Origin of the sequence: Sphingobacterium spiritivorum ATCC 33861, assembly GCF_000143765.1 — a bacterium.
Taxonomy (GTDB): Bacteria; Bacteroidota; Bacteroidia; order Sphingobacteriales; family Sphingobacteriaceae; genus Sphingobacterium; species Sphingobacterium spiritivorum.
Window position 1 is genome coordinate 25,115 of the sequence record NZ_GL379774.1, and the last position, 18,941, is coordinate 44,055.

13 protein-coding genes and 1 tRNA gene are annotated in these 18,941 nt (G+C 39.5%); 4 read left to right on the plus strand and 10 right to left on the minus strand.

Annotated elements, in window-relative coordinates:
* Positions 1-7 precede the first annotated feature (7 nt).
* The 8 genes from HMPREF0766_RS17935 to HMPREF0766_RS17970 all read right to left on the minus strand — a co-directional run bounded on the left by HMPREF0766_RS17935 (position 8) and on the right by HMPREF0766_RS17970 (position 13,357).
* Entirely contained in the window at positions 8-709 is a 702-nt protein-coding gene (locus HMPREF0766_RS17935; RefSeq protein ID WP_003000423.1) for a MotA/TolQ/ExbB proton channel family protein, read from the minus strand.
* Positions 710-745: 36 nt separating this feature from the next.
* Complete coding sequence (locus HMPREF0766_RS17940) at positions 746-1,813, minus strand: hypothetical protein (RefSeq protein ID WP_003000426.1); 1,068 nt, start codon at positions 1,811-1,813, stop codon at positions 746-748.
* A 40-nt stretch (positions 1,814-1,853) separates the two neighbouring features.
* The gene (locus HMPREF0766_RS17945; RefSeq protein ID WP_003000429.1) at positions 1,854-3,584 is read right to left on the minus strand and encodes a TonB-dependent receptor; all 1,731 of its coding nucleotides are present in this window, start codon (positions 3,582-3,584) and stop codon (positions 1,854-1,856) included.
* A 6-nt stretch (positions 3,585-3,590) separates the two neighbouring features.
* Positions 3,591-6,632 (minus strand): tetratricopeptide repeat protein, encoded by a 3,042-nt coding sequence (locus HMPREF0766_RS17950; protein WP_037460858.1) that lies wholly within the window; start codon positions 6,630-6,632, stop codon positions 3,591-3,593.
* Positions 6,633-7,060: 428 nt separating this feature from the next.
* Positions 7,061-7,999 (minus strand): aspartate carbamoyltransferase catalytic subunit, encoded by a 939-nt coding sequence (locus HMPREF0766_RS17955; protein ID WP_003000435.1) that lies wholly within the window; start codon positions 7,997-7,999, stop codon positions 7,061-7,063.
* Between the two features lie 27 nt (positions 8,000-8,026).
* Positions 8,027-8,572 (minus strand): bifunctional pyr operon transcriptional regulator/uracil phosphoribosyltransferase PyrR, encoded by a 546-nt coding sequence (gene pyrR / locus HMPREF0766_RS17960; RefSeq protein WP_003000438.1) that lies wholly within the window; start codon positions 8,570-8,572, stop codon positions 8,027-8,029.
* 99 nt (positions 8,573-8,671) lie between these two features.
* Positions 8,672-10,066: an APC family permease gene (locus HMPREF0766_RS17965; RefSeq protein ID WP_003000441.1), complete on the minus strand. Its 1,395-nt coding sequence runs from the start codon at positions 10,064-10,066 to the stop codon at positions 8,672-8,674.
* 267 nt (positions 10,067-10,333) lie between these two features.
* On the minus strand, positions 10,334-13,357 hold the full coding sequence (locus HMPREF0766_RS17970) for a glycosyltransferase family 117 protein (RefSeq protein ID WP_003000444.1): 3,024 nt from the start codon (positions 13,355-13,357) through the stop codon (positions 10,334-10,336).
* 495 nt (positions 13,358-13,852) lie between these two features.
* Here HMPREF0766_RS17970 and HMPREF0766_RS17980 point away from each other — a divergent pair.
* The 4 genes from HMPREF0766_RS17980 (at position 13,853) to pth (ending at position 16,708) form a co-directional block, all read left to right on the plus strand.
* Positions 13,853-13,923, plus strand: a tRNA-Gln gene (locus tag HMPREF0766_RS17980).
* 345 nt (positions 13,924-14,268) lie between these two features.
* Positions 14,269-15,225 (plus strand): ribose-phosphate pyrophosphokinase, encoded by a 957-nt coding sequence (locus HMPREF0766_RS17990; RefSeq protein WP_003000448.1) that lies wholly within the window; start codon positions 14,269-14,271, stop codon positions 15,223-15,225.
* A 155-nt stretch (positions 15,226-15,380) separates the two neighbouring features.
* Complete coding sequence (locus HMPREF0766_RS17995; RefSeq protein WP_003000451.1) at positions 15,381-15,977, plus strand: 50S ribosomal protein L25/general stress protein Ctc; 597 nt, start codon at positions 15,381-15,383, stop codon at positions 15,975-15,977.
* Between the two features lie 170 nt (positions 15,978-16,147).
* A complete protein-coding gene (pth, locus tag HMPREF0766_RS18000; protein WP_003000455.1) occupies positions 16,148-16,708 on the plus strand; it encodes an aminoacyl-tRNA hydrolase in 561 nt (186 codons plus the stop codon).
* Positions 16,709-16,774: 66 nt separating this feature from the next.
* Here the strand turns inward: pth and HMPREF0766_RS18005 are convergent, their stop codons facing one another.
* Complete coding sequence (locus HMPREF0766_RS18005; protein WP_003000458.1) at positions 16,775-18,343, minus strand: M56 family metallopeptidase; 1,569 nt, start codon at positions 18,341-18,343, stop codon at positions 16,775-16,777.
* 4 nt (positions 18,344-18,347) lie between these two features.
* Positions 18,348-18,710, minus strand: a complete 363-nt coding sequence (locus HMPREF0766_RS18010; RefSeq protein WP_037460817.1) for a BlaI/MecI/CopY family transcriptional regulator — start codon at positions 18,708-18,710, stop codon at positions 18,348-18,350.
* Positions 18,711-18,941 lie beyond the last annotated feature (231 nt).

Sequence of the window (18,941 nt, forward strand, 5' to 3'; positions counted from 1 at the left end):
TTATAACTTATGCTCCCGGTTCGTCTAATAAGTCAATAAATTCTACTGCATCCGTTTCCATTCTAAGGATCAAACGCTCTACCATCATGTTAAGTGCATGATATCCGATATATGCCAGGATACCTACTGTCAATCCGGATGCGGATGAAATCATCTTAACATAAAGACCTCCTGATACCGAACCGATATCAATACCTCCTACAGCCTCTACATCACGGAAAATCTGGATTACCCCGAAGATCGTACCTACGAAACCAAGCATCGGTGCGATACCTGCAATAATCCCCAAAATATTGATATTCTTCTCTAGTTTAGATACTTCGATCTTACCGATGTTCTCGATAGCTCCTTCTATATCTTTGATAGGACGACCTACACGTAACAATCCTTTCTGCAACATTCTTGATAATGGTGTATTACTCGAACGGCACACCGCTACAGCGGCATCCAGTTTACCTGACATCACGTTACTTTTGATTTGTGACATCAATCCGTTATCAAATTTAGACGCTTTACGAATGGTAATATAACGTTCCAGAAAGATGACCAATCCCAAGAAAAACAAAAAGGCAATAGGCCACATAATCCATCCGCCTTTCATCAAAAGCTGGATCAGATTTGTTTCTTCCTGTGTCGCCATCTGTATAGGTTGCTGTGCTGCCTGACCTAACGAGTCTAATGCTAATGCTGTGTCTTGAATCAATGACATAATGCTATTTAAATATTTAATGTTCTAGTTTTCAGTTTAATTCTTTATCCGTTCGTAGAAGGCCTGAGGTTCAATTGTCTCCTGAACATGCTTCAATTCCTTCTGTGCTTCTTCAAGTGTGGAAAATGATTTCCAGACTACTTTTTTCCATTTCTTGGACTTCTTGCTTTCATGGATATAGACTTGTGTATATCCTTTCTTATGCATGGCATCGACCTGTTCTTTTGCCATTGTCCATCCCGCATGTGATCCGATAACGATCTGGTATTCATGACCAGCTTGTGGTTCTTTCTCTCCGGGATGTATATCTACACTATCCTTCGCCGGCAGCTCATGAACCGTTGTATCTAAGGGTACTAATCCTGCAACGGTATCTTTTACCGGAGTCGAAGGAGTTGTCTCTCTCAATGTATCCTGATTTACAACAGGAGCGGGCGCTTGCGGCTTATTATAATAAGTATCCCAATAATACAGTCCTCCTATCAGACCAATTGCTATTACTGCTGAAATAATATACCAAATGGTATTACTCGATCTTCGCTCATCCTCAAATACAAACTCTTCTCTGATCGTATTTACAGGCTCCTGTACTACAGGTTTTGTTTGCTCTCTCTCTACAGGTACTTCCGGTACTGGTATTGCCGGAGGCAGTACTTCTGCCGGTATTGTCTCCTGCGACGGAATAATCTCCTTTTCTAAACTCCGGATCTTATCGTCTACGTCCTGTATGGGTTCGAAATGAAATCCGGTAAGGTCTAAAGGCTTAAATACATAGGTATTTCCATAGTTTACCAGATATCCAAGATCATCCAATTTGGCCTGACCGGATTGCAACAACTCTTCTTTGATCTTGTTAACCTCTGTTTGAACAATGGACTCTGCCTGATTACGGTCTACCTGTTGCTGACGCTGTACATAGGTGACAAAGTCATAGCCGGTATCCGCCTGCGTATCCAGTTCCAGATAATTGATAGGCGGTAAAAAAGCATTGCGACTTTGATCAAAAGTCGCAGGAGTATGTTTTCGCTTAAAGACACCTATTCCATCCACCTTTACTTCGGTGTGTCTTTTCAGTACATGATTTATGCTTTTTCCTAAATTCATCCTTATCAATATCGTTGGGACGCAAAGTTACTATTTTAAATTAAAAGGAGTAATTAAGCCCTCCCAGTATATTAAATCCTAAACGCGGATAGTACTGGTAGCGTTGGTATTCTTTATTGAATATATTATTTGCTTTCACAAAGATTCCTAAATGTTTAGTTGCACGGTACTCTGCTCCGGCATTCAGGTCAAAGAAAGATGGTAATGTCACTTTCTTATATCCTTGAGAAATATCTACTGTACTTCCATTGACGGTGTAAGTATATTCACGGGCATATGTATCTCCCTGGAACAATGCCTCTGCATCGATATAAAGTTTTTCAGAGATATTGAAACGTGCGTTTGCTGCCAGTTTCATTTTAGGCATATGCCATGCTTCTTCTTCCTGTTGCATAGTGTACTGATCAATATTCAGACGACCACCTAAATTGACCACATCCGATAAACGAACATTGATCTCTCCCTGTAAGCCGAAATATTTAGCAGCATCTTCTCCCAATCCGTCGTAAACAAGATCAAAACGGTAAGGTGTTTCTCTGTTATTGACAAATAAAGGAAGTCCTTCGATTTGTTTGTACATTACCTGTACCTTATAGCCAAATGTTGCTCCGGCATTTCCTTTGATACCTCCGAAGAAATTCAATCTTTCTATAGTATTGATCATACTCAGATCCGGGCTCAGGTAAGGGTTCTGATTGGTGAATGAGCGCAAAGACGCTTTTTTAACATTTCCATTTACACCCCCGAAAAGATGAATATATTCCGGAACTAAGGAGAAGTCTACTTCCGCAGAAGGAAAGACATTGAACCGGGAAGAATCCCCGAACTCTGAAACTAAATTAGCTCCTAATGTAATTACATAATTATCTCCTTTGAAGCTGATGTACGGATTGATACTAGCAACGGAATTCTTTGTTTTTCCATCTACATTATCTGTACCGTTAATGCTATTTACATCTACACTAAGATTGGCTCCGATATTGAATGCGCGCATTCTTTTGTTCAGGTAACCAGACAATGCAATAGAGTTTTCCTTAGCCGCAAACTGGTCTTTGTATGTATAAGCATCTGCTTTTGCGGAGTAGCTCAGTGCATTTTCATTGTTCGGATCGTAGTTGCTGGTGAGCTCTCCGGTAAAATAGATATCATTGAAAGCCTGTTTCTCCGGATCCGGATTCAGTGATACACCATTTACATCTAACGGGTTTCCGTAGAATCGGGTTGCATAGCGATTATATCCGACCAATCCGTCAACGGTAAATGCATCATAAACACGTCTTCCAAATACACCTACTTCTTGTTTTGAAAAGCGTTGGTTTTCGATATCACCCTTTTGGCTCAGATGCTTCACAAAACCACCGATTCTTACATTTTCGTATTGATCGTAGGAGAAATACCCCTCTCCAAGAATAGTATTAAAATTACCGATACCTAATTTCACATAATTGCTGGTCTGATCATTAATCTGAGAAAAAGGAGTTTCCTTTACATCCAGTTTGTAAAGACCAGTATTGATGTCCAATTTTTTATCTACCACATTTCCATATGTTAATTTTGGCATGTAGCTTCTTTTATTGGTCATGTCAGGACTACGGCGGATTTTCACCGCATCCGCAAGAATAGGCTTATAATCACGCACAACATCAAACGAATCAATCGTTACTGGTTTTTTGTCTGTAGGCTCTTGCTGAGCAAATCCATTAAAACCTGCGCCTAATAACAAGGTTACCACGGCACATTTCTTAAACACAGTATTTTGCAACTTCATCATTATTTCCTATTTCTTTGTTGTATTTAATTTTTGTAATTTTTCTTTAGCAGTTTTCAGGATACCATCTTCCTTATTTTCGTAGTTATCGATGATACTTTCTAAAGTTGATTTTGCCTGGAATGCATCTCCTTTACCGGTATATGCATCTGCCATCAAAATAAATCCTTTTGCTACCCAATAGTCATACGAAGAAAACGTATCTGAAATATCAAAAGCAGATTTAATTGCTTTATCGTATTCTTTCGCTTTCAGCTGCTGCTCAGCTACCAGGTATCTCGCTTCTGCTCCTGTTGCTGTTTTACTTTTCAACGCAGCAAGATTCAGCTCTTTAGTTGCTTCAGCAGGCTTGCTTGTTGCCAGATATGCTTTTGCAGCATAAAGATGTGCAGTAGCGATTTCCTCTTCTGAGGACTTTTCGTAGTTTTTGACCAACGCAGCATAGTTCAATGTCTCTTTGTAATCTCCGATGTTGAAATAACTAATCAAAAGATTGTTGATCGCATACGCATAATTAGATTTGTATTCTGAAGTCAGTTCCAGCTTTTTCAATTGCTGTACGGCTTCATTATATTGTTTTTGCTTCAAGTACAACTGAGAAACACTAACTAATGCACGTTCTGTATAAGCACTTGTCCAGTCATTCAGAATAATGTTGTAATCGTGCAATGCTTCCTGATTTTTACCCAAAGCTGCGTTACTTTCTGCACGGATAAATCGAGCATATTTCTCCTGAATAGGTTTCGGGAATTTATCAAAATATGCATTCACTGCTTCCACCGCTCCCTGATAATTACCTCTGGAGAATAGTGTAGTTGCCGTAGAGAATGCACGAGAATCTTGTTCTGATGTCGATAGATCTCCGATATTAGTACCTGTTGCATAACGGATATATCCTGTTGCATCTCCTTTATCCAGGTAAATATTTTCAATCGAACGCATCGCTTGCTTAGCCTCGTCCGTAGTAGAATACTGATCTACCACACGTTGGAACGTTTTTAAAGCGGCATCGTTATTATCCTGATTATATTGTACCAGACCGATAGTTACCAAAGCACGTGGAACATAGCTGCTTCTCGGGTATTTTTCCACCATCGATTGCAGTCCTGAAATTGCATGATCATACTGTCCCAGTGTAAAGTAGGTGTACGGAATCTCAAAAGCCACATCATCTGCATAGTTTGACTTCGGATACTTTTGTACTACAGATTGCAGGGTAGCAATCTTACCGCTGCTATTCCCTTGTAATCCCTGAATAATTCCACGCTGGAATAAAGCGTAATCCTGGCTTTGTGCCTTGGAATTGATCAGCTTGTCATACTCAGTCATAGCACGGCCGTAATTCTTTAGTGAAAAGTACGAATCTGCCAGACGGGCAATAGCATCATTACGGGTATTAAGTTCGATCCCCTCTTTGCCGCCCATGGAAAGAAAACGTTCAAAGTAGTTTGCCGATGTATTGTAGTTTTCATTTCTGAAAGCAGCATACGCTAAGGCATAATTTGCATAATTATAGACATCGGTATTTCTGGCTGCAGGAAGACTCAGAAACTTATTGAAGTTAGCAGTTGCCTCTTTATATTTTCTGACTTCATACATGGCTTCTGCTTTCCAGTAAATGGCCAATGCATTGATCTCTTCATCATAACGGTTCGCTTCAGAACGCATAAACATGGATATCGCATTTTCAAAAGCACGCTCATTGTAATATTCCAGTCCACGGTAATACGTTACCTTCTGGTAAGCTGCATTAGCTTCTTTACCTCTTTTCTTAACCGACTCCAACACATCCACCGCAGCTCTGTAATTCTTGGTACTCAACAGAATCTCGGCATACAATGTCTGTGCTTCTTCATTACGCACATTATTCGGGTAGGTCTTTATATATTCCTGAATGGCATCCAAAGCAACCTGATGGAATTCCAGTTCATAAGACAGCTTAGCATAATTGAAAAGCCCTTCTTCCTTCAGTTGCGGATCAAAGTCTAATTTCGATGCACGGAAAAAAGCATTACGGGCACTTTGTTTATTTCCTTTTTTCAGGAATGCATCTCCCAATGTGATCATCGCACTTTGGTAATAGGCATCCGGTTCGGTCATTTTTTCCAGCTCCGTGATTGCCTTGTCATAATCACCTAGCTTGTAATTTATATAACCGATCTGGTAACTGTCCTGATTATTCTGTGTTTTACCCTGATCCTGAGACTGGAATTTATCGTAATATTCTTTAGATTTTTTCAGATCACCCTTGATAAAATACGTTGCTGCGATAACACGGAACATATCTGTTTCGTTATCTTGTTTCGTTGTCTGCAGAATAGGTAACGCATAGTTCAGTACATCATCATATCGCTTGTCCAGGAAGTATAAAGCAGTGATGTAATACGGATAACTGCTTTCATAGGTTTTTGATCCCTGAAGGCGTTCAAATTCGTTAAGTGCAGTTTTATATTCCGCATCCAGGTAACACAAGTATGCGTAGTAATAGATAGATGCTTCCTGATATTCACTTTTCTGGTCTTTCAGTGATTCGAATACGGGTTTTGCAGAAGTATAGTCTTCTGTCATAAACCGGGAATACGCTAATTTAAAACGGTACTCTGTATTTTCGGCTCCGGCCAGATTTTTACCATCGATCTTCGTAAACCATTCAATGGCTTTTTTATAGTCTTTTTTTGCGTAATACGAACGACCGATCTGGAAGTATGCGGCCTTGGAATTAGGACTCGCCGGATAATCTTTGATGTACTTTAAAAATCTTCCCTCAGCATCAGAGTCTCCAAGCTCTAAGGCACAGATTGCCTGATAGTAGCGTACATTCTCTTTCAGCAGAGTCAACTCCTCATTTTCGTCTAATTGCAAAGTAGATTTGGTCCTGATCTCTTCCACTTTATCAAACTGTTTGGCTGCTGAACTGAATTTTCCTCTTTCAAAAAGCTCCATACCGGACTTGAAGGCTTTATTCAGATCTTGCCAGGCCGTCTGCTGCGCAAAAACCGGCGTGGTCATTAAACTCAGAGCAATACCTACTTTGTAAATATTTTTATTCATAATAACGAAGTAATCTTTTTCTATTAAATCTTCTTTTTTGCGGGTGAAATACGGCTTTAAAAGTATACTTTTTCTGAACACATACTTACGGGATACACCTATTTCAAAATACTAAATTAGAACTTCATAAGCAAGTTTTCCTCAAAAGTTATTAACACCTGTTAGGAACTGATACTATAACGTACTTTTAACAAAAAAAATATACCTTCTCAAAAAAAATCCGGCTGTATATTTCTTTTCCTTTCCAACTCCCCTATCGCCTTCTATGTAAAGACAGTCACAGGATTAACTACCCTTTAAACGGTGTATTTATATGCTGGGAAAAGCTGATATTAAGATGGTAGAAAATATAAGTTGTATATCTGTAAAATCAAACGCCACTGACTTCAGGTCAGTGGCGTTTGATCATATCGTTAGTTTTAGTTTTACTATCCTCTTTTTCCGGCTAATAAATAGAGTACAGCCATACGTACTGCAACTCCGTTTTCGACCTGATCAAGGATAATAGAATGTTTACTATCTGCCACATCAGATGTAATCTCTACTCCGCGATTGATGGGACCGGGGTGCATAATGGTAATTTCTTTATCCAACGAATCCAGAATTTCTTTATTTAATCCGTAAAGCATGGAATATTCACGCAGAGATGGGAAGTAAGCAATATCCTGACGTTCCAGCTGTATACGCAACATATTGGCTACATCGCACCAGTTGAGGGCTTTCCTAAGATCATGTTCCACTTTTACGCCCAAAGACTGTATATATTTAGGAATCAATGTCGTCGGTCCGCATACCATTACCTCTGCACCTTGTTTCTGAAGACAAAGGATATTAGATAAGGCCACACGGGAATGCAGTACATCTCCTATAATCGCCACTTTACGCCCGGCAACGTCTCCGTAACGTTCACGAATAGAGAACGAATCTAACAACGCCTGTGTCGGGTGTTCATGTGCTCCGTCTCCGGCATTGACAATCTGTGCATCCACATGCTTGCTCAGGAATATACCAGCCCCCGCATAAGGATGTCTCATAACAATCATATCGACCTTCATCGCCAAAATATTATTGACTGTATCGATCAGTGTTTCTCCCTTACTTACGGATGAAGATGAAGCTGCAAAATTGATCGTATCAGCAGAAAGTCTCTTTTCCGCCAATTCAAACGACAGCCTTGTGCGTGTTGAGTTCTCAAAAAACACATTGGCAATAGTAATATCTCTAAGAGAAGGCACTTTCTTAATAGGCCGGTTGAGGACATCTTTGAAGTTCGCAGCGGTATCGAGAATCAAATTAATATCCTTTTCATTCAGATCTTTTATTCCTAAGAGGTGACGTGTACTTAGTTGTTCTGCTGAAGATGACATTTATATCAAGTTATAGAGTTGTAATATTTATTTTTTTTCTGTCAGTAACGTAATGCTGTCCATACCGTCGACCTCTTCCCAGTTTACTGCAACTTTCTGCGAGTCGATAGAGTCGACCTGTATACCAATATAATCGGGTTCGATAGGAATCTGACGGGAAAAACGACGGTCTACCAATACCAGTAATTCGATTCTTTTGGCCCTTCCGAATGCCTGAATAGCATCCATAGCAGAGCGGATGGTACGCCCTGTCCATAGCACATCATCGATAAAAATGACATTTTTACCTTCTACAATAAAATCTATCTCTGTACTGTTGGCAAGGAGTGGGTTAGAACCTTCGCGTCTGAAATCGTCACGGAAGAATGTTATATCCAAAATACCCGTCGGAACCGGATGGCCCAACATAATTTCCAATTCTTTGGATAAACGTTTAGCTAAATACGTGCCCCTGGGCTGAATACCCACCAATGCTGCATTTGAAAAATCACCGTGATTTTCAATCAATTGTTGGCAAAGTCTCTTGATTGTAATTTGAAATTTGGGACCGTCTAATAAAATCGACTGTTTCATTAAAGGAATATTTAGGCAAACCTACCATTTTTTTTGGAAAAAGAGGAATCTGCTCTTGTTTTTTCCTGCATAAAATCAATCGCTGTAAAAAGGTTACACTTATCCGACATCCACTTTTTTGCGTCTGTTAATAAAATAATACACCGGTACACCGATTAATACCAGAATAAATCCCGGCCAGGTATACTGTGGTTTGAAAACGATCAACAGTATACAGAAAGCAGTTCCTATCAGTAAGTATAAAACAGGTGTCAACGGATAAAGGAAAGTTCGGTAAGGTCGTTCCAGATTTGGCTTTTTCCATCTTAACCACATGACTCCAAATACAGTCAGCATATAGAATAGCACAATCACAAAAGATATCATATCCAACAGATCTCCATATTGTCCACTCAGACACAATAAGGAAGCCCATATCCCTTGAATCCAAAGTGATTTTTCAGGAACACCATGCTTATTATTGGAGATTGCCAGACGTAAAAAAAGACCGTCTCTGGCCATAGTCTGGAATACCCGTGCACCGGAAAGAACGATACCATTGACACAGCCGAATGTAGAGATCATAACCAGAATCGCCATGATAATTGTTCCACTATGGCCCAGTATCTTTTCAGCTGCTGCTACCGCAACCCTGTCATTCTCAGCAAAGGCTATTTCATCGCGCCCTAAGGCCGCCAGATAGATAAAATTACAGAACAAATAAAGCACCATTACCAATGCCGTACCCAAAACCATTGCACGGACAACATTGCGCCTGGGATTATCAATCTCTCCGGCCACAAATGTCACATTTTCCCAGGCCACACTACTGAATACCGCACCCACCATGGCTGCTGCCACTCCACCCATAACCAGGCTCCCTGAAATCTCTCTCCACCCCTCTCCTTTAAGATTCTGAAATGCCTGAAGACCAGATGCCAGATTTTCAGCAAAAAAGTTTTGCCGGATCATAAAGATGCCTCCAACAATCAGGACGACTAAAGCCAGTATCTTGGAACTCGTAAAGATAGATTGTACAATTTTTCCGCTCTGCACTCCCTTTGTGTTGATAAAGGTAAGCAGAAGAATAATAGAGATCGCTATAATCTGAATCCAGGTAATTTTAATCTCTCCATACTGCAATACTGGAGCAGCATTATTTAACTCCGGAATCAGATAGGCTGTAAACTTACCAAAAGCCACAGCCACAGCTGCAATAGTACCTGTCTGGATAACGGTGAACAGGCTCCATCCATATAGAAAGCCGGTCATTTTCCCAAAAACTTCAGTAAGGTAGGTATATTGTCCTCCGGCTTTAGGGAATAGTGCAGATAATTCGCCATAACAGATCGCTGCTGCAACAGTCATTACAGCTGTGATCAGCCATACAATAATCATCCACCAACCAGACCCCAGTTGTCGCATAATATCAGAAGAGACAATAAAAATACCGCTACCGATCATTGATCCCATAACGATCATGACAGCATCCCAGAGCTTCAGTTGATTTTTCATTTCGTAGGTTTATGGAACTAAACTTACAAATATTCTGCAATTAATCTCCAACTTTAGTTTATTTTCTCATACCGGATATTCTCCTTTCCGCTTTAAACTCCGTAAGTTGGCTGCTGTGATCACAAAGAGCGATATCATGTAAATCCTTTTCATACTTACACTCTTAGAGAGTGAGATCGAACTGAATAACAAAAGACCCGGATTCTTTAGGAATCCGGGTCTTTCCATTTCATTAATAAAGTGTCAAAATATCATTCTGACAATCTGCTATTGCTGTATATGATACTGCTGTGTCAACTGATTGATCAAGCCGTCTACTTCTTTTGCCAGCGGATTATTGCCTTGTGTTGCTAATATATCTTTATACCTTGATAACGCATAGAATCCGTATTGTATATTACGTCCTTCCAGATCCGGTTTTGTTTCCGCAATAGCCTGGTAGTAAGCGATATTCTCTTTAATGAATTTCAGGTTACGTGACAGGATCTCATCAGCTTTTTGTTTTTCACCCGTTTTGTACAATGCTTCGATTACCGTCCAGTAACTCAATGTCTCCGGCATACCATAGACACGTTTAGGCATATTCTTGTATGCATCTAATGCCAGGTTTTTGGCTTCAGCCATTTTTCCTTGCGCCTCCAGACGGGAGATTGCATCACCATAGATACTTCCTACATACAACGAAATGTAGCGGTAAGAATCCGGATCGATATAAGATGCATTTGCAATATTACCCCACTTAAATTTATTCAGTACATTATTATATACAGCTGCAGGATCTATAAGTGCACGGCCTCCTCCTTCTTTTATACCCATATCCACAGGCATTAGGCGAAGTGCAAATCCTTCTGAAACCAGATACCGGTCTAATCCCATATAGTTATCATCAGGAACAGTAATAGTAAAGTAGACAGGTCTCTTCCAATTATTATTGGCAATCACGGCCATCATAGCCAGTTCTGCTCTGGAAACGATATTTTTATTATACGTCCACACGAGTGAATCTGTAATGGCTTCATTCCAGTCCTGAGGCACGACTTTATTAGCCAGTACCGCTTGTTTATCTACCGGCAGGAACATTTTCTTTGTTGGCAGATAGTTGACCATCTCCCCACTCTGTAACTGCGCCTGATACTGAGGATCGTCAGACAACATAATTGTCAACAAGTCTTTAACATTTACATATCCCGGAATACCGGCATCCTGATAGTAAATAATATCACGGACACCGTCTTTGATCTTTTCGGGATCAATATTCATCGGTAAAGCATCCGCATTATTTACTTTCTGCATCATCTGCTTCATGTACCAATCCGAGCTTAATAAACTCAGGTTGACCACTCTTACATCTGTACGGAATCCTTCTACTTCCTGTACATACCACAACGGATATGTATCATTATCCCCGTAGGTAAATAAGATGGCATTTGGCGCACAAGACTCCAGATAATTGCGGGCCATATCACGGGCCAGATACTTTTCTGATCGATTATGATCATTCCAGTTTTGTGCAATAAGAATAACCGGACCTCCAATGATACAGATTGCTGTGGCAATATATCCGGCTAGTTTAGGATTCACTTTCTTTCTCAGGAAATCAGCTATAGCCACGACACCCAATCCTATCCATATACTAAACGCATAGAAAGATCCTGCATATGCATAATCACGTTCACGCGGTTGCAATGGAGATTGATTCAGGTAAAGTACAATAGCCAGTCCTGTAAAGAAAAACAAAAGTCCTACAATACCTGCATCACGTTGTCTTCTGCCAAAATGCCAGAATGCACCGATCAGACCAATGATAAGTGGTAGGAAGAAATATTTGTTGTAGGACGGATCGGTAATTACAGAGGTTGGCAAAGCTTTCTGACCACCAACATGCATCTGATCTACTGGCTGCTTGATACCTGAGATCCAGTTACCTTCCGTAAATGTACCGTTACCCTGCTGATCATTCTGTCTGCCTGCAAAATTCCAAAGGAAATAGCGGCCGTACATATGACCAATCTGGTAACCGAAGAAAAATTTAAGATTGTCTCCGAATGTAGGTTGTTCATTTTCACCTAAATTAAGGTAATCACGATAATACATGGGATGGCCACCTCGGTCACTGTATATACGTGGAAAAATTGTTTCCCGGTCATACTCATAATCCACTTTTTTCTTAGCCACTACATATTTATTTCCGTCTTTCCGGTATACATTGCCTGTCTCTTTGGAACTGATTGGCTGTGCATCGAAATATTTACCTTTCATCAGCGGCTCATCTCCGTATTGTTCCCTGTTAAGGTAACTCAGGAATGTAAACGCATTCTCCGGATCACTGTTGTTCAATGTAGGATTTGCCTTTGCACGTACCATGATCATGGCAAATGAACTATATCCGAAGATCACAAATGCCGTACATAGCAATGCTATATTTAATAAAGGTTTTATTTTTTTGATAGAATACCAGATTCCGAAGACCAAAGCTCCGATCAGTAATAGCAGGAAGAATGTAACTCCTGAACCGAATCCAAGTCCTAATGTATTGACAAAGAACAGATCGAAGTATGCTGCGAATTTAACGGAGAATTGTATAATTCCCCAAAGTATAAGTCCTAATATCACAACACCTAATAACAAGGCGGAGATTGCTCCTTTAGAAGTCGCTTTATTTGTCCTGCGGAAATAGATTACTAATGCAATAGCAGGAATAGCCAATAAATTCAATAAGTGAACACCAATGGAAAGTCCCATTACATAGGCAATAAATACCAGCCATTTATCTGCACCCTGCTCATCTGCATGATGTTCCCATTTCAAAATAGCCCAAAATACTACTGCAGTACACAGGGATGACATGGCATATACTTCAGATTCTACAGCTGAGAACCAAAACGTATCTGTAAATGCGTATGCCAATGCTCCTACTACACCAGCCCCCATAATCTGGATCAACGCAACCGAAGATATCTCCTCCCCCTGGGTGACCAGCACTTTACGGGCTAAAGCCGTTACTGTCCAGAATAAAAACAGAATAGTCAATCCACTGGAAACTGCAGAACCGATATTCATCCAGAATGCAATCCGCATCGTATCTCCCATTGCAAGGTTAGAGAAGATGTTTTGAAGCATTAAGAATAAAGGAGCTCCAGGTTGGTGAACGATCTGAAGTTTGTACGCTGAGGCAATAAACTCACCACAGTCCCACCAACTCACCGTTCTTTCGGCGGTCATCACATACACTACTGTAGCAATAATAGCGCACAGCCACCCTAGCAGGTTATTAATTTTAGTATAGTTCATAAATTTATGCTGGTATTTTGATAATACGCTCCGAAAATAAGGAATACAAACGGACTTAGGAACAATATTATGCTTTTTTAACACAAAATTTCAATTTCTGAAGGCTATATTAGACTCAGTACATCCTCAAATCAGATCTTCGACAAAGAATGAAATAAATTATTTTACTGAAAATCAGACCCGATATAGAAATTCACAAAAAAAGTTTTGGAGAAATAAAAAAGCCACGTATATTTGCATCGTCAAAATGAAAAACAACGTTTCAAGACGTGATTGTCCTATAGTATAAGGGTAGTACGACAGTTTTTGGTACTGTTTGTCTTGGTTCGAATCCAGGTGGGACAACTCAAAAAAAGAGAGAATTGCAAAAGCAGTTCTCTCTTTTTTTTATCCCCTCTACAGCTCCGACAGACAGTTTTTTGATCCGGTTTAGTTTTGATTATTTAAAACATTTGCCTATCTTTGACACATATTAGCAAGCTATGCTGATAAGCTTGTCCCATAGTATAATGGTAGTACGACAGTTTTTGGTACTGTTTGTCTTGGTTCGAATCCAGGTGGGACAACAAAAAAAGAGAATCGCAAAAACGGTTCTCTTTTTTTGTTATGCGTTGCTCCTCCACTCCTTCGAATTTCATACGTACAGCCATCTCTGAAATTGATTTTTAAAGGTTTTTTTTGGAATACTTTAAATTTGCATAACGTGATCTTTGCGATTATAAAACATTTACATAACTTTGCCCCAACATCAGCAAGCGCTTTTGCCACGATTGTCCTATAGTATAAGGGTAGTACGACAGTTTTTGGTACTGTTTGTCTTGGTTCGAATCCAGGTGGGACAACTTTAAGTACATTATAAAGAAATTTATTGAAGTAAATTCTATTCTAATCCTTATACAAAAACACTCACCATGCCTTTGCAATTTAACACCGTAAAATTATTTGCTGGTTCCGGCACACAGGAATTATCAGAAAAAATCGCAAAATCTTACGGAAAACCTCTTGGGGACAAAACATTATCAAAATTCAGTGACGGAGAAATCCAGCCATTCTACAATGAATCAGTACGTGGCAGCGATGTTTTCCTGATCCAATCTACCAATCAGCCTACTGACAATCTTTTGGAGCTGTTGTTGATGATTGATGCTGCAAAAAGAGCTTCCGCTCACTACATTACTGCAGTAGTTCCTTATTTCGGATTTGCCCGCCAAGACCGCAAAGACAAACCACGTGTAGCTATCGGCGCTAAAATGATCGCAAATCTGATCACAGCATCAGGCGCTCACCGTATTATGACAATGGATTTACACGCTGCACAGATCCAGGGATTCTTTGATATTCCGGTAGATCATCTTGACGGATCTGTGATCTTCGTACCGTATATCAAATCATTGAATCTTCCCAACCTGACAATTGCATCACCAGACATGGGTGGTTCGTATCGTGCACGTACATTTGCTAAATTCTTCAACGCTGAAGTTATCATCTGTGACAAACGCCGTAAACGTGCTAATGAGATTGAATCAATGTCTATCATCGGGGATGTAACGGGACAGGATGTGGTACTGATCGATGATATCTGTGATACAGCAGGGACTCTGTCAAAAGCAGCAGCTCTGATTATGGAAAACGGAGCAAAATCCGTACGTGCGGTATGTACGCATGCAGTACTTTCAGGAAAGGCTTACGAAACCATAGAAAACTCTGTCCTTACAGAAATGATTGTGACAGATACCATCAAACTGGATGCTGATAAAATGAATACTTGCAGCAAGATCAAAGTATTATCTACAGCAGACCTGTTTGCCAATGCAATCAAAAATGTGAATGAGCACAGCTCTATATCTGATCTTTTTCAGGTAGACTAAGATATACCGGAGCAAAAGATAAGGAGGGAAAATAAAGTATTATCAGATCTTCAGATTCCTGCGACACACAGTAAGTCAGGCATTTTGAATTTTTAATTTTGACTTTTAATTTTTTAATTTCTATCTTTGCACCTCAAATTTTAATAAATTAAAACATGAAATCAATTGCTATTAGCGGTTCTGCAAGACAGAACGTAGGGAAAAGAGATGCAAAAGAATTGCGTTACGAAGGTCAGGTACCTGCAGTTCTTTATGGTAGTGGTACTCAGACACACCTATCTGTATCCGCAGCTGATTTGAAACCAGTGCTTTATACTCCGGAAGTTGTATTCGTAGAATTAAACATCGACGGAAAAAAATCTAAAGCAATCGTTCAAGACGCTCAATTCCACCCTTTGACAGATTTAGTTATCCACGTTGACTTTTTAGAGTTGAATGATGATAAAGAAGTTTCTGTTAATATCCCTGTAACATTGACTGGTACTTCTCCAGGTGTTAAAATGGGGGGTAAATTAGTTCAAAAACTGCGTAAACTTCGCGTTAAAGCTACTCCTAACAACTTGCCTCAGTCTATCGAAGTTCCTATGGAATCTTTAGAAGTAGGTAAATCAGTACGTGTTGCTCAGGTTCAGTTGAAAGATGCTAAAATCTTAAACAACTCTGATGATACTATCGTTTCAGTTGTTATGTCACGTGCATTGCGTCAGGCAGAGCAGGAAGCGGCTAAGGCAGCTAAAGGTGGTAAAAAATAATCGTTAACACGATTATCAACCATATTGCAAAAAGGCATCGGAAAATTTCGATGCCTTTTTCTTTACCATCTGAATTCATCTTTATTCCACCCGAATCCTATAGTTTATAGCAGAAAATCCACTTTCAAAGTAGGATTTTATTATTTTTACAGACAAAGTTTAAGAAAGAAATGAATTATCTAATTGTAGGCTTGGGAAATATAGGACGTGAATATCAGGATACACGTCACAATATTGGTTTTATGGTCGCAGATGAATTGGTGGCTCAGGCCGGAGGATCTTTTTCAACACTGAAGCATGCATATTATGCTGAATATAAGCAACGCGGACATAACGTCTATGTTATCAAACCAACGACTTACATGAACCTTAGCGGTAAAGCTGTCAATTTCTGGATGCAGCAACTGAAAGTACCGATCGCTAATCTTCTGGTTATAGTGGATGATCTGGCACTTCCGTTTGGCACCATACGTCTCAAACCTAAAGGTAGCAGTGCGGGACATAACGGACTAAAATCTATAGAAGCACTTTGCGGAGGACAAGCCTATCCAAGACTTCGCTTTGGAATCAGTGATAACTTTCCAAAGGGGCGTCAGGCAGATTATGTACTCGCTCCATTTGATAATGATGAGCAGAAGGAATTACCGGCTCTTATAGAACGCTCTGTACAGATGGCCAACAGTTTTATCAATATTGGTATAGAACTGACCATGACCAATATGAATAAATAAAAAAGACCGGAAGAATTTCCGGTCTTTTTTATGTGATGGCAATAGCAGAACAGGCTTACCCTACCTCTATTTTTTCTCCGTCTCTTCTTCTATTTGTCTCTTCTTGGTCGTAATCTTAATGACTCCATTCTCCCCCTTGTTTCCATGTAATACAGTTGCTGCAGCATCTTTTAAAATTTCAATGGATTCTATGGAATTAGGGTCAAGATTCTTTAAACTCTTACTGCCTTCCTGAATTTCATTATCAATGATTACCAGGGGGTCTTTACCTTCCTTCAACCCACGGATGTGTAATTGAGAAGCTCCTCCAGCCTGATTGTCACTTCTTTTTAAAATCGTCGCACCTGTTACTTTTCCTCTAACGAACTTATCCACACTATCTTTCTTAAAAGTAGAAGCATTACCTGTACTAATAACCCCGGAATTGCCGTTTTTAAGTGTTATCATTACGACTCCGTTTTCACCTTTCGCACCATAAAGAGATGTAGCAGAAGCATCTTTCAATACATTAATAGTGGTTATATCATCCGGTCGGATATTATCTACATCTTCCTTTGTAATTTCCTTACCATTCACCATATACATAGGTTGTTTACCTGACGAAGCCGAGCGAATAATAATCTTATTGATGGTGGTATCCTTTTTATTAATGATCACTTTCTCCCGGACTGTATTACCTGTTCCAATTTTCATCACTTTTATAGTGTCCTGCTTAAGTGCCGGAAGGCTAACATCTAAAGCTGTCGCTTTAGTCACTGATACAATCTTTTCGATTCTGGCTTCTGCTTGATTAACGGTTAACGCTGCGCCTGCAAAAATAAACACAGGTAATAAGAACGCATATTTGCTCAATTGCAATTTTGAAGAGCGTTTTTTGTTCATCATCATAATTCTTCGCTTTAGCGTCTTGAAATTAAATTGATTACTGATACCAATAGCAGCCCCCTGTTTGGTAACATGCAGCAAACTGTACTGATAGGTCATACGGTCAGCACCATTATTCAGGACTTGCTGATCGGTAAGAAATTCCAGATTCTGACGAATGGCTTTCCGCATCAACCAGACAAACGGATTATACCAGCACAAGATCAATGTCAGTTCGCTCAGTAAAATATCAAAACTGTGCTTTCCTTTGACGTGAATTTCTTCATGATGGAAGATATCTGCCAGTTCCAAATCTTCATGAAGGCTCTTATTGACATAGATTTTATTCAGGAATGAAAAAGGTACAATAGGTATCCACACATTCCTGAAGATAAATGTTCTCCACTGCGCAGGCCGGCTGTACATATGTATACGTAGAAGACTTGCTAACTGCACAAGAAAACGTATCAGCAGCATGCTCGCTCCGGCCACTAAAACTGCGATAATGATATCATTCAGACTCAGCTCTTTTACAGTAGACTCCGTCATTTGAGGGAGAATCGTGATATAGTCGCCTATTGCTATGATTGGCTTTGAAAACCAGCTCTTGATATCCAGAAAGGGATAGCTAAAAGAAAAGATAATACCCGTTAAAAAATATACTCTGTTCAGGGCATAGAAAGTAAGATTTTTTAACAATCCGATGTAGCTTACATATACAATGATCAACAGGAGATTGATCTGTATACTATAATAAAGTAGATTTTCCATGGCACTAGCTCTTATTATTCTTGATCATATCCATAATCTCTTCCAGCTCGGAGGCGGATAACTTATCTTCTTTTACAAAGAAACTGACCATCTCTTTGTAAGAATTTTTAAAATAATCACCTACAAATCCGCTCATGAATCGTTTCTTATATTCTTCTTCCGTGATCAATGGTTCATAACGTTTGGCATTCGCATATTTTACAGCCTTTACATAACCTTTGCGCTCCAGATTTTTGATTGTCGAAGCCAGTGTGGTATACGGAACTGCAGAACCTTTAATATTGTCCAGCACCTCTTTGATAAATCCGCCATTCAGCTGCCAGATAGATAGCATAGCCTCTTCTTCCTGAATCGTTAATTTTTCCATATCTGTGATTTTAGATTTAAACACAACACAATTTTACGAAATATTCGTAGATTAACGATAATTTTAGAAATATTTTTCAAATGCGTGTGAAAATCAGGTTTGTATAGCATCATAGCTTGCTTTTAAGAGAGATATAATTGTAACAAAGTATCTGCTATCTCCATAATACTCTACTAAGTCTATTTATTATCTTTATTATAACAATATTATCGGTTGACTTAATTTTTGATT